We start from the raw sequence: 12677 nt of genomic DNA, 5'->3' as shown, positions 1-12677 counted from the left end.
CCGTGCCGGAAGACCGCTGCCCCCAACAAGGGAACATGGCACAACGATCGGGATTACTTGCGTTCCTAAAGATCACGGAAGCAGGGTTTCGGAGATGAACTCCCTTACATGATCGAGGACTTGCTCCCGCCCCGTGCCGGGGATGCCGACCGCGACGTGCACGCTGAATCCGTCGAGCAGGGCCCGCGTCCGGTGCGCCGCCCGGTCCGCGTCCGGGGTCCTCCCCAGGGACCCCCTGTCAGGGATCGTCGGGGGTCGCCCTCTCGGGGTCTCCCTGTCAGGGGCCCTCCGGCAGGCTTCCGTCCGCTCCGCGGCCGAAGGCGTGGTGCATCACGTCGGCCAGATCGGCCTCGGGTACGGTGCCGCGCAGCCCGGCGAGCACGGGGGCGACCTCCTCGTCGCCGATCACCCCGAGGTACTCCTCGCGCAGTGTCCGGATCACCTCGACGATCTCGGGCCGCAGCGCCATCCACGCGCGCGAGGTGCGGATCTCCTCCTCGACGTGGTCCAGGAACCAGCGCACGACGTCGTACGGGATGTCCTGGTGCCCCGCGACCGGGTCGTAAGAGACGGTCGGCTCGCGCGCCGGGTCCTCGTCGGGCACGACCCCGGTCAGCACCGTCCGCCCGCCGTCGGCGAGGTCGTCCAGCTCCACATACCAGGCGTCGTCGGGCAGGGAGTAGTGGAAGGTGAGCGCGTACGCGCCGGGGCGGGGGTTCGGGCCGGGCATGACGGTCAGCCTGGCACGCCCGCCCCGGGCCCCGCACCCGCGTTTCCCTGAGCCTTCCTCAAGAGAACCTCACCCGGCGGGCTGCTGCTGGGTGATGCGGTGGACGCCTCCCCCGCCCGCGAAAATCGGGGGGCGTCGACCAGGACGATCTCGCGCTCGGGGAAGAGCCGGCGGAAGATCCCGGCCGCGATCTCGTCGTGCGGGTCGTCGAAGGCGCAGAGGATCACGGCGCCGTTGCAGAGGTAGTGGTTGATGTACGAGTAGTCGGCCCAGCCGCCGTCCTCGTTCTTCAGCACGGTCGGGGCCGGCACCTCCACGACCTCCAGCGCCCGGCCCCGGATACGCCGGAGCGCCCGGGCGGTGTGGCCACCCGGGCGCTCCGGTCGAAGGGCTTCTCCGGCCCTTCCTCAGGCCTTCCTCGGCCCTTCTTCGAGCCCTTACTTCTTGCCGAGCTCGTGCATCCAGCCGTGCACGTCCTCGGCCTTGCCGGTCTGGACGGCGAGCAGCGCCTCGCGCAGCTTCATCGAGACCTCACCCGGCTCGCCGCCCGAGTGCTGCCACTCGCCGCGCTCGGCCTTGACCGTGCCGACGGGGGTGATGACGGCGGCGGTACCGCAGGCGAAGACCTCGGTGAGGGTGCCGTTCTCGGTGTCGTTCTGCCACTGGTCGATGGAGACGCGCGCCTCCTCCGACTCGTACCCGAGGTCGCGGGCGATCTTCAGGAGCGAGTCACGGGTGACACCCGCGAGCAGCGAGCCCGTGAGGGTCGGGGTGACGATCCGCGTCGGAGCGCCGTCGCGGCCCCCGTACACGAAGTACAGGTTCATGCCGCCCAGTTCCTCGACCCACTTGTGCTCGACGGCGTCGAGGTAGCAGACCTGGTCGCAGCCCTTCGCCGCCGCCTCGGCCTGCGCGAGCAGGGAGGCCGCGTAGTTGCCGCCGGTCTTGGCGTCGCCCATGCCGCCGGGGACGGCGCGGACCCGGTCCTCGGAAGCCCAGATGGAGACGGGCTTCACGCCGCCCGGGAAGTACGGGCCGGCCGGGGAGGCGATGACCACGAACAGGTACTCGTTGGCCGGGCGGACGCCCAGGCCGACCTCGGTCGCGATCATGAACGGGCGCAGGTAGAGAGAGGCCTCGCCACCGTGCGCCGGCACCCACTCCTTGTCCTGCTGGACGAGGAGGTCGCAGGCCTCGATGAAGGTCTCGACCGGCAGCTCGGGCATGGCGAGCCGGGCGGCCGAGGCCTGGAAGCGGCGGGCGTTGGCGTCGGGACGGAAGGTGGCGACCGAGCCGTCGGGGCGGCGGTACGCCTTCAGGCCCTCGAAGATCTCCTGCGCGTAGTGCAGGACGTTGGTCGCGGGGTCCAGGGCGAGCGGGCCGTACGGCACGAGCTGGCCGTCGTGCCAGCCGCGGCCCTCGGTCCAGCGGATGGTGACCATGTGGTCGGTGAAGTGCCGGCCGAATCCCGGGTCGGCCAGGATGGCCTCGCGCTCTACGGCGGACAGCGGGCTGGAAGAGGGCTTGAGCTCGATCGTGGGCGTCGTCATGTGCGTGTCCTTCACCGTTGTGTGTGTCGGACCGCGCTCACGCCGCTCCGCAGCCACCCACGTCACATGTCATGTCACGTGAGTCACTGCCAGGACGTCCGAGCATTCACGCATGCCGCGGCCCCACGTTCGATTATCGCGCGTGACGGCCGGTGCACGAAACGGTGTGGACGCGGTCCGAAGTGATGGTGCCCTCCGCGGCCGTCGTCGGTACAGCCGCCGGGCGTCTGCGACCCGGCGGCTGCCTTGCGGAAACCGGCGGGTCAGCTCGCTACCCGTACCACGAGCGCGTCGCCGATCTCGCCCGTCGTACGGACGCGGTCGCCGCGCTCGGTGAGGTCGGCGGCGACGGCCGCCTCGACCCGGGCGGCCTCGGACTCGTGTCCGAGGTGGCGCAGCAGGAGGGCGACCGAGAGCACGGTGGCCGTCGGGTCGGCCTTGCCCTGGCCCGCGATGTCCGGCGCGGAGCCGTGCACCGGCTCGAACATGGAAGGGAACTCGCCACTGGGGTTGATGTTGCCCGAGGCGGCGACGCCGATGCCACCGGAGACGGCGGCGGCGAGGTCGGTGATGATGTCGCCGAAGAGGTTGTCGGTGACGATCACGTCGAACCGGGCCGGGTCGGTGACAAGGAAGATCGTCGCGGCGTCGACGTGCAGGTAGTCGCAGGTCACCTCGGGGTACTCGCGGCCGACCTTCTCGAAGACGTCCGTCCAGAGGTGGCCCGCGAAGGTGAGCACGTTGTTCTTGTGGACCAGCGTGAGCTTCTTGCGGGGGCGGGCCTGGGCGCGGGCGAAGGCGTCGCGGACGACCCGCTCGACACCGAAGGCCGTGTTGACGGAGACCTCGGTGGCGACCTCGTGCGGGGTGCCCTTGCGGATGGTGCCGCCGTTGCCGGTGTACGGGCCCTCGGTGCCCTCGCGGACCACGATGAAGTCGATCGCGGGCTGGCCGGCGAGCGGAGTGGCGACGCCGGGGAGCAGCTTCGAGGGGCGCAGGTTGACGTGGTGGTCGAAGGCGAAGCGGAGCTTCAGCAGGAAGCCCCGCTCCAGGACGCCGGAGGGGACCGACGGGTCGCCGATCGCGCCGAGCAGGATGGCGTCGTGCCGCTTGAGGGCGTCGAGGTCGGCGTCGGTGAGGGTCTCGCCGGTGGCGTGGTAGCGCCGGGCGCCGAAGTCGTACGTGGTGGTCTCCAGCTTCACATCCTGCGGGAGGACGGCCGCGAGGACCTTGAGGCCCTCGGCCACGACCTCCTGGCCGATGCCGTCGCCGGGGATGACTGCGAGATCGATGCTGTGAGACATGCGGGTACCTTACGTGCCGTCCCACCGTCTGACACATGACGTCCACGATGCGGACGGCGTCGCTTCCTGGATCGTGGACACGGCGCTCAGGTGACGCGGCCGCGCGCCGGGACCCGAGGGATGCCGGACCCCCGAAAAGACGGGGCGTAGACGGGGGCGAAGAGGGATCAGTGACCGGTGGAGCCGCCGTTGTCACGGCGGTCGAGGGCGCGCTGGAGGGCGGCCGCGGCGTTCTGGCGGGCCTCGTCGGTGGAGCGGGCGGCGGAGTGGCGGACGCGGCGGGCGGTCTGAGCGGCCATGAGAGATCGACTCCTTGAGATCCACGATCATCCGGACGTGCGGAGATCCACGGTGAGCGAAGGTGCGTACGCGCAGGCGTACGTGCGTACGTGCGGGCGCCGGAGGGGCGGGGAGCGCCGCCGCAGGGGTTGCCTGCGCGGGGCGTCGCGCTCTGGGCCGCCATTCGCTGATGAAGCGAGACGTTCGGCTCCTACAAAGCTAGGACAGACCCTCGCACTTGTCTCCACAAATACTCGGGCTTCCTACTATCTGAGACGCGATCGTCCCGTTCGGATGGGCGCACCGCGGGGACTGCGGGGAAAGATCGCGCGCGAGGTGAGTGAACGAGGGAAGGTTGTGCGTGTTCCAGGGCGCACATTCGACGGCTCCTCGGACACGGAATGATCACGAAGTCCGCGCGAGAAGACCGATTCGATATAGATCACCCCGACATATCCCCACCCCTCTTCACTTGGGTCATGAAATGGTCAACTCGAAAGGCCTACAAGGGAGTTGACCTCACTGACGGGTCCTTCGCGTCTGTTCACGCGGGCCTCCCGACCGCCGGCACCACTGTCGGGGCGCCCGCCTGGGAGAACACCACAGGAGCCATCCGTGCGTTCTGCTTCGAGGACACACCGCGTCACCACGGCGCCGCTCGGCACCGTCACCACGACCACTCCGGTCTCCGCCCCTGCCCAGAGACCGTCCAGAGGCTGATCACTCCCGCCCCGGCGTCCCCAGCCGAGGCACCTCCCGGCCCCGGCGTCCTCCCGTACCCGGCGCTTCCCCGAATCCCGCGTCTTCCCGGGACCCAACCCGCCCCGAGCCGCCCCTTCCCGAGCCACCGCACCAGGACCTCACCCCCACCCCCGGCCCGTCCGGCGGCCCCGGCCCGTACCACCCCGCTCGTGCGCGACCCGCTCTTCCCTGCTCCCGCTTGCCCCCGCTTGCCCTTACGGAGAGGAGACACCCCATGGCCGACGAGATGGTGCGCCAAGCACAGGTCTTCGTCAATCGCGTCTATGGCAGCCGCATCGGCATGACCGTCGAGGAGAACGGTCAGACCGGTTGGAACACGATGTACGCCCTGACCCGCGCGCTCCAGTACGAGCTCGGCATCACCGCCCTGTCGAACAGCTTCGGCCCCGCCACCCTCGCGGCGCTGGCCTCGAAGTACGGCAAGATCGACGCGTCCAACGTCCCGTCCGCGGACTTCTGCCGGATCCTCCAGTCCGCCCTGTACTGCAAGGGGTACGACGGCGGCGGCATCGACGGCACGTACAGCTCCCGGGTCCAGCAGTCCGTCGCCCAGCTCAACTCCGACATGGGACTGGGCACGGTCTACCCGGGCAGCGCGCTGTGGCCGAAGGTCGTCAAGGGCCTGCTCAACATGGACGCGTACGTCACCGTCTCCGGCGGCTCCGGCGCCGTCCGGTCCGTCCAGCAGTGGCTCAACGGCCAGTACATCCTGCGCTCGGACTTCTACGCCATTCCCTGCGACGGCCACCACTCGCGCGATGTCGCCAAGTCGCTGCTCTTCGCCGTCCAGTACGAGCTCGGTATGGCGGACGGCGTCGCCAACGGCGTCTTCGGCCCCGGCACGCAGTCCGGTCTCAAGTCGCACACCCTGACGGTCGGCAGCTCCGGCAACTGGGCGCGGCTCTTCACCGGCGCGATGATCCTCAACCAGCGGTCGGTCGCCTTCGGCGACTTCACCAGCGCGGTCGCCACGGCGGTCCAGAGCTTCCAGTCCTTCGCGAAGCTCCCGGTCTCCGGCACCGGTGACTTCTCCACTTGGGCCTCCCTGCTCGTCTCCTACGGCGACCAGAACCGCAGTGGCGAGGCCTGTGACGGAGTCACCAAGATCACGGACGCCCGGGCGGCCGCGCTCAAGGCCGCCGGGGTGAAGTACATCGGCCGCTACCTCACCAACCCCAGCTCCACCTCGCTGCCCGAGAAGGCCATCCAGCCCGGCGAACTGGCCACCATCGCCGCGAACGGTCTGCGCTGCTTTCCGATCTACCAGACGTACGGCCGGGACGCCTCGGGCTTCACCTACGCGGCGGGCCGGGCCGCCGGCCAGGCCGCCGCCAACGCCGCCCTCGACCACGGCTTCAAGCCCGGCACCCGGATCTTCTTCGCCGTCGACTTCGACGCCCTCGACCATGAGGTGACATCGAATGTCCTGCCGCACTTCAAGGGCATCGTGGACGCGCTTGAGGTCGACGGCGGACGGTTCGCGATCGGCGTGTACGGGCCCCGTAACGTCTGCACCCGGGTCGGCGAGGCCGGACACTCCACCGCCTCGTTCGTCTCCGACATGTCCTCCGGCTTCTCCGGGAACTTCGGCTACCCGCTGCCCGCCGACTGGGCGTACGACCAGATCGTCACCCGCAACGTGGGGTCGGGCGCCGGTGCCATCGAGATCGACGTCGACGTCGCTTCGGGCCGGGACACCGGCCAGGGCTCCTTCGACGCCCCCCGCCCGCCGCTCCCCGACGTCGGCTTCGACGGCGGTTTCCTCAACGCGCTGCACGACGACCTCAGCCGGTACATGCGCAGCATCGGATTCGACGACGACGGCGGCTCCGGCACCGACGCCCGTCTCTTCACGCACACCCAGTGCTTCGAGACGATCATGGCGCACGACGCGCAGACCACCCAGCTCTCCCGCGCGTACGCCATGCGCAAGGCACTGATCCAGACCTCGGCGTACTGGGAGATGCGGCACTACGACCTGCTCGACCAGGCCGTGGACCACCAGGTCGCCGCGTACCACCTCACCGGCATCGGGCTGGTCAAGGACTCGTCGACCGGGATCGCGCAGATCAGCGGGAACGTCGGCATCCGCGCCTGGAACTACGGCATCGCGCAGGGCTTCGTCACCGGGACTCCCACCGACCCGTCCAAGGACGGTGACATCTGGGAGATGTGGCAGAAGATCAACAAGGACAACGCCTTCTCCATGCGGACCGTGCCGCTCATCCACCTGTGGGGCGTCGTGGGCAAGCCCGGCGGCGGCAACCCGCCGTCCGGCGAGACCGTGCTGCGCCCCATGAGCCTGGACTACACCGAGGGGGAGATCTTCGAGATCATCCGCCGCTACCAGGGATGGGGCACCCAGGCCGAGACCGACGCCGGAAAGCGGATGGGGCTCTACCACATCTTCGAGAAGTACAACAATCTCGTCCGCCAGCTCGCCGCCGGATGAGGTAGGCCGATGACCACCTCGTACCCCGCCGCCCTGCCGCTTCTGCTCGGCATCGCCATCGCCGCCCTGGCCGCCTTCGGCCTGGCCGGATACGGCTTCCCGGCGATCGGCAGGGGCGGGCCCGGGGGCGTGGCGCGCGGCGGCGCCGCGCTCGCCGGCGCCGCCGCCGCCTCGGCCTGGGTCTGGGGCCTCGTGTCGCTCTTCCGCGACGAGAGCGGCACCGCCCAGGCCTGCCAGGACGCGAATCCCTCGCTGTACGGGCAGGTGGGCTCCTTCGAGGTGTCCTACCTGCCGCCCGCGCTCGACTGCCGGCTGGCGTCCGGCGGCTCGTACGCGGCGGCCGTCCCCGGGGCCGTGACGCCGCTGATGACGGGCTGCGCGGTGATCGCGGCGACCCTCGCCCTGATCGCCGTCGCCGAGCACCGCCGTACCGCCGCGGCCGGGCGCCCCACGCCTGCCCCGCCTTCCAGGCAGCCCGCCAAGCAGCCTTCCGAGCACTCCGAGAACCCTGAGAAGAGGACCACGTGAGCGCCACTCCCGCCTCCCCGCTGTCCCGCCGAGGCCTCCTGCTGCGCGCCGCCGCCGTCGCGACCGCGGCAGCGGCCCTTCCGTACGCCGAGGCCCTGGCCTCCCCTGCGTACGCCGCCGAGCCCCGCACCTACACCTTCCCCGAGGCCGTCCGCGCGGGCGTCGCCCGGGCAAAGGCACGCAACGAGCGACTGCTCACCGGGGCCCGCTCGGCGGGCGGCTGGCCCATGGAGACCGCCGCCGACCAGGGCGGTTCCATCGCCACCCGCCCCGTGCCCGGCACGCCGCTCGCCGGCCTCCAGCTCCGCTCCGGCGCGCCCGAGTCCGTCCTGGTGCACCTCGTGCGGCGTTTCCACTACGAGATCGCGGCGCTCCAGCCCGGCGAGGCCGTCGGCTGGAGTGCTCCGGCCGGACTCCGGGGCACCGCGCGCGCTCTGGCCTCCGGCACCGCCGTCCGGATCCGTCCCGGGCACTACCCGCCCGGGACGGAGGGCGGGTTCTTCCCCGTCGAACTCGCGGTCCTGCGCGACATCCTCGCCGAGCTCGGTGGAGTGGTGCGGTGGGGCGGCGACGACCGGAACGTCGACGAGTCCCTCTTCTATCTCACCGTCGGTCCTGACGACGCCAAGCTGGCCTCGGTCGCCGAACGGATCCGGGTGGGCGCGCCCACTTCCGGACAGAGCGCCGGCGTCCTGGTCGACGTCCACGACCAGCGCCGCCGCGCGGCCGCCGACGCCCTCGCGCGCCGCCAGAAGAACGCGGTCTGAAGAACGCGGCCCGGAACCCGCACGCCCGCAACCCGTACGGGTGACCCCTGAAGAGTGTCTCCCGTACGGGTGACCCCTGAAGAAGATGCCCTGAGGGATCTCCCCCCATGGAAACCGCCCCCGTCCTCGGTTGGGGGACCGGGGAAGGGGGCGGTGTCAGGGGCCGGGCCGCACGCGCGAGGCGGCGGCCCGGAAGAGGGCTGGTCAGCCCATGTGCGGGTAGCCGTACTCGGTCGGCGAGACCAGGCTCTCCTTGATGGCGCGGGTCAGCGTCCAGCGCATCAGGTTCTGCGGGGCGCCGGCCTTGTCGTTGGTGCCCGACGCGCGGCCGCCACCGAAGGGCTGCTGGCCGACGACGGCACCGGTCGACTTGTCGTTGATGTAGAAGTTGCCGGCCGCGAAGCGCAGCTTCTCCATCGTGTACGCGGCGGCGGCGCGGTCACCGGAGATGACGGAGCCGGTGAGGGCGTAGTCCGAGACCGACTCCATCTGGGTCAGCATCTCGTCGTACTTGTCGGCAGAGCTGTCGTCGTATACGTGGATCGCGAGGATCGGACCGAAGTACTCGGTCGTGAAGACCTCGTTCTCCGGGTCGGAGCACTCGATGACGGTCGGGCGGACGAAGTAGCCGACCGAGTCGTCGTAGGTGCCACCGGCGACGATCGTGCAGGTCTCGTCAGCCTTGGCACGGTCGATCGCGGCCTTGTTCTTGGCGAACGAACGGTCGTCGATGACGGCGCCGATGAAGTTCGACAGGTCGGTGACGTCACCCATGGTGATGCCGTCGACCTCGGCCGCGAACTCCTCCTTGAACCCGTCGTTCCAGATGGAGGCCGGGATGTACGCACGCGAGGACGCGGAGCACTTCTGGCCCTGGAACTCGAAGGAACCGCGGGTCAGGGCGGTCTTCAGGACGGCACGGTCGGCGCTCGGGTGGGCGACGACGAAGTCCTTGCCACCGGTCTCGCCGACGATCCGCGGGTACGAGCGGTAGTTCTCGATGTTGTTGCCGACCGTCTTCCACAGGTGCTGGAAGGTCTTGGTCGAGCCGGTGAAGTGGATACCGGCCAGGTCGCGGTGGTTCAGGGCCACCTCGGAGACGGCGATGCCGTCACCGGTCACCAGGTTGATGACACCCTTCGGCAGACCGGCCTCCTCCAGGAGCTCCATGAGGAGCACGGCGGAGTGGGTCTGGGTCGGGGACGGCTTCCAGACGACCACGTTGCCCATGAGGGCCGGGGCGGTCGGCAGGTTGCCGGCGATGGCCGTGAAGTTGAACGGCGTGATCGCGTAGACGAAGCCCTCGAGCGGGCGGTGGTCCAGACGGTTCCAGACGCCCGGCGCGTTCGCCGGCGGCTGCTCGGCCAGGATCTGGCGGGCGTAGGACACGTTGAAGCGCCAGAAGTCGACGAGCTCGCACGGGGTGTCGATCTCGGCCTGCTGGGCGGTCTTCGACTGGCCGAGCATGGTGGACGCGGCCAGCGTCTCGCGCCACGGGCCGGCCAGCAGCTCGGCGGCACGCAGGATGATCGCGGCGCGGTCGTCGAAGGACATCGCGCGCCACGCCGGGGCGGCGGCCAGGGCGGCGTCGATCGCGTCCTGGGCGTCCTGCTGGGTGGCACCGCGCAGGGTACCGAGGACGGCCTTGTGGTTGTGCGGCTGGACGACCTTGAACTCGTCGCCGCCGCCCATGCGCTTGACGCCACCGATGGTCATCGGGAGGTCACGCGGGTTGTCGGCCAGCTCCTTGAGCTTGACCTCCAGGCGCGCGCGCTCGGGAGAGCCGGGGGCGTAGCCGTGCACCGGCTCGTTGACGGGAGTGGGGACCTGGGTTACAGCGTCCATGTCTCTCGGGACTCCTTCAAAGAGGTAGTGGGCTCAGCCCTTGGTGAGGATGGAGCGGACGAAGAAGAGCAGGTTGGCCGGCTTCTCCGCCAGACGGCGCATGAAGTAGCCGTACCAGTCGGTGCCGTACGCGGTGTAGACACGCATCCGGTGACCCTCGGCCGCCAGCCGGTTCTGCTCCTCGGTGCGGATGCCGTAGAGCATCTGGAACTCGTACTCGTCCAGCTTGCGGCCGGCCTTCCGGGCCAGCTCCTGGGCGATGGAGATCAGGCGCGGGTCGTGGGACCCGATCATCGGGTAGCCCTCGCCGTCCATCAGGATCTTCATGATCCGGACGTACGCCTTGTCGATCTCCGCCTTGTCCTGGATGGCGACCGACTCGGGCTCCTTGTAGGCACCCTTCACGATACGCACCCGGGAGCCGGCGGCGGCGAGGCGGCGGGCGTCCTCCTCGGTACGGAAGAGGTAGGCCTGGATGACACAGCCGGTCTGCGGGAAGTCCTTCCGCAGCTCCTCGTGGATGGCGAACATCGAATCGAGGGTGGTGTGGTCCTCGGCGTCGAGGGTGACCGTGGTGCCGATCTCGGCGGCGGCCGCGACGACCGGGCGGACGTTCGCGAGGGCCAGCTCGTGGCCGTTCTCCAGGGACTGGCCGAACATCGACAGCTTGACCGACATCTCGGCGCGGGCGCCGAGGCCGAGGTCCTTCAGCTTGCCGATCAGCTCGAGGTAGGCGTCACGGGCGGCGTAGGACTGCTCGACGGTGGTGATGTCCTCACCGACGACGTCGAGGGTGATCTCCAGGCCGCGGGCGGACAGGTCCCGCACGATCGGGACCACGTCGTTCACCGTCTCACCGGCGATGAAGCGTGCCACGACCTGCTTGGTCCCGGGGGCGGCCGAAACGAAACGGCGCATTTTGTCGCTGCGCGACGCGGCGAGGATCACGGGAGCCAGCACGAGGCACCTCCAAAGGCAAGGGTGACGAATGTGCCGTACCCGATCTTTGCGAATCGCCGGGAACAGCACGAAGAACCACTCTGAAACCTATGGACCACTCGTGTCGGCCGCCATCTACAGCTGTCACGCATCCATGACCACGCGCTTGGACATCTGTCTGAAATATGACGCCCACGGTGCGAGAATGGCGCCGTGAAGGGCGATTACCAGGAGCTGGTGGACGAGATCTCGACACTGCTCGACACCCCGGCGACCCTGGAGAACCGCGATTTCGGGCTGATCGCCTTCGGCGCGCACGACAGCGACGACGACAGCGCCATGGACCCGGTCCGCACCCGGTCGATCCTCACCAAGAAGTCCAGCCCGGCGGTCCGCGCCTGGTTCGAGGGCTTCGGGATCACCCGGGCGACCGGCCCGGTGCGGATCCCGGCCACCCCGGACGCGGGCGTCTACCGGGACCGGATCTGTCTGCCCGTACGCCACCGGGGCGTGGCCCTCGGTTACGTGTGGCTGCTCGACGCCGAGCCGGGCCCCTCCCCCGAACGGCTCAGCGCCGCGATGGACGTCGCGGCCCGGATCGGCGATCTGCTGGCCGCCGAGGAACGGGCCGGGGCCGACGTCTCCCGGGAGCTGCGGACCACTCTGACGGCGCAGCGCGGCCGGCCGTACGACACGGCGGTGGCCGCCCTGCGCACGGCGCTCGGCCCGGACGGGGACGGGCTGCACGCGCTGGTCTGCCTCGCGCCCTGGCCCGGCGAGGACTCCCCCTCGCCCCGGTCCGTCCCGGCCGCCTCGGCCCTGTGCACGGTGCCGTGGACCCCGCCGGGCGGTCTGCTCACCGGTGGTCCGGCCGCCCACGGACCCGACGGACCGGCCGACCCCACCGGACCCGCGCCGGGCGCCCCGGCGGGACGCGCGCTCGCCGTGCTCGTACGTCTGAGAGCGGCCGACAACCTCTCCCCCGCCGCCACCGCGGCCGGCCGGCTGCGCACCGCCGCGGGTGACGCCGCCGGGATGGCCGGGATCGCCGCGCCCCGGCGGGGGCTCGCGGACCTCGACGTCTCGTGGCGCGAGGCGTCCTCGGCCGCCCGCGCGGCGACCGCGCATCCGCACCTCGGGCCGCTCGCCGAGTGGTCGGCCATCGGCCCGTACCGGATGCTCACCGCGCTCCCCCGGACCGGGCCCGACCCGGTGGTGCGCGCCCTGCTCGCCCCAGCCCATATCGAGCTGGCGCGCACGGCCGAGGCGTTCCTCGACCACGCGGGACAGGCGGGGCGGACGGCGACCGCGCTCGGGATCCACCGCCAGACCTTGTACTACCGGCTGGCACGGGTCGAACAGCTGACTGGTCTCGACCTCGACGAGGGCGAGGACCGGCTGCTGCTGCACATGGCGCTCAAGGCGGCCCGGCTCTGACGACCCTCCGTCGCACCCTGCCGCCGTGCCCGGCTGCCGCACCCGGCCGAAGGGGCCGGGCACGGCGGCTGCGGGATCAGCGAA

Annotated in this window: 10 protein-coding genes and 2 pseudogenes; 4 read left to right on the top strand and 8 right to left on the bottom strand. The window is 70.6% G+C overall.

The window, feature by feature from the left end; translation table 11 throughout:
* Nucleotides 1-72 precede the first annotated feature (72 nt).
* From ACGFRB_RS09965 to ACGFRB_RS09940, 6 genes and pseudogenes are all read right to left on the bottom strand, one after another.
* Nucleotides 73-222, bottom strand: a pseudogene (locus tag ACGFRB_RS09965) (TetR family transcriptional regulator C-terminal domain-containing protein); the annotation flags it as partial.
* A 55-nt stretch (nucleotides 223-277) separates the two neighbouring features.
* On the bottom strand, nucleotides 278-730 hold the full coding sequence (locus ACGFRB_RS09960; RefSeq protein ID WP_363000979.1) for a hypothetical protein: 453 nt from the start codon (nucleotides 728-730) through the stop codon (nucleotides 278-280).
* A 69-nt stretch (nucleotides 731-799) separates the two neighbouring features.
* Nucleotides 800-1068, bottom strand: a pseudogene (locus ACGFRB_RS09955) (agmatine deiminase family protein); the annotation flags it as partial.
* 99 nt (nucleotides 1069-1167) lie between these two features.
* Nucleotides 1168-2280 carry a branched-chain amino acid aminotransferase gene (locus tag ACGFRB_RS09950; protein ID WP_363000981.1) on the bottom strand — a complete coding sequence of 371 codons (1113 nt, stop codon included), beginning with the start codon at nucleotides 2278-2280 and terminating at the stop codon, nucleotides 1168-1170.
* 263 nt (nucleotides 2281-2543) lie between these two features.
* Nucleotides 2544-3584: a 3-isopropylmalate dehydrogenase gene (locus ACGFRB_RS09945; protein WP_393241302.1), complete on the bottom strand. Its 1041-nt coding sequence runs from the start codon at nucleotides 3582-3584 to the stop codon at nucleotides 2544-2546.
* A gap of 167 nt (nucleotides 3585-3751) precedes the next feature.
* On the bottom strand, nucleotides 3752-3883 hold the full coding sequence (locus ACGFRB_RS09940; RefSeq protein ID WP_361224853.1) for a hypothetical protein: 132 nt from the start codon (nucleotides 3881-3883) through the stop codon (nucleotides 3752-3754).
* A gap of 956 nt (nucleotides 3884-4839) precedes the next feature.
* Between ACGFRB_RS09940 and ACGFRB_RS09935 the strand changes: the two genes are divergently transcribed.
* The 3 genes from ACGFRB_RS09935 to ACGFRB_RS09925 are packed head-to-tail and all read left to right on the top strand — an operon-like array spanning nucleotide 4840 to nucleotide 8372.
* Entirely contained in the window at nucleotides 4840-7077 is a 2238-nt protein-coding gene (locus tag ACGFRB_RS09935) for a glycoside hydrolase domain-containing protein (RefSeq protein ID WP_393241299.1), read from the top strand.
* A 9-nt stretch (nucleotides 7078-7086) separates the two neighbouring features.
* Nucleotides 7087-7605, top strand: coding sequence for a hypothetical protein (locus ACGFRB_RS09930; RefSeq protein WP_363000988.1), 519 nt, complete (start codon nucleotides 7087-7089; stop codon nucleotides 7603-7605).
* A complete protein-coding gene (locus tag ACGFRB_RS09925; protein WP_393241296.1) occupies nucleotides 7602-8372 on the top strand; it encodes a hypothetical protein in 771 nt (256 codons plus the stop codon). The genes ACGFRB_RS09930 and ACGFRB_RS09925 overlap by 4 nt, the downstream gene beginning before the upstream one ends.
* Nucleotides 8373-8576: 204 nt before the next feature.
* Here the strand turns inward: ACGFRB_RS09925 and pruA are convergent, their stop codons facing one another.
* Both pruA and ACGFRB_RS09915 read right to left on the bottom strand, forming a co-directional pair.
* Nucleotides 8577-10217 carry an L-glutamate gamma-semialdehyde dehydrogenase gene (gene pruA, locus ACGFRB_RS09920; protein WP_393241293.1) on the bottom strand — a complete coding sequence of 547 codons (1641 nt, stop codon included), beginning with the start codon at nucleotides 10215-10217 and terminating at the stop codon, nucleotides 8577-8579.
* A 33-nt stretch (nucleotides 10218-10250) separates the two neighbouring features.
* Entirely contained in the window at nucleotides 10251-11177 is a 927-nt protein-coding gene (locus tag ACGFRB_RS09915) for a proline dehydrogenase family protein (RefSeq protein WP_361224859.1), read from the bottom strand.
* Between the two features lie 192 nt (nucleotides 11178-11369).
* On the opposite strand from ACGFRB_RS09915, the gene ACGFRB_RS09910 reads away from it, so the two are divergent.
* Nucleotides 11370-12593, top strand: coding sequence for a PucR family transcriptional regulator (locus ACGFRB_RS09910; RefSeq protein ID WP_393241290.1), 1224 nt, complete (start codon nucleotides 11370-11372; stop codon nucleotides 12591-12593).
* Nucleotides 12594-12677: the final 84 nt, after the last annotated feature.

It is taken from the genome of Streptomyces sp. NPDC048718, assembly GCF_043198875.1.
Taxonomy (GTDB): Bacteria; Actinomycetota; Actinomycetes; order Streptomycetales; family Streptomycetaceae; genus Streptomyces.
The sequence above is the reverse complement of the archived record's forward strand: the minus strand, read 5'-3'. Positions and strand labels throughout refer to the sequence as shown.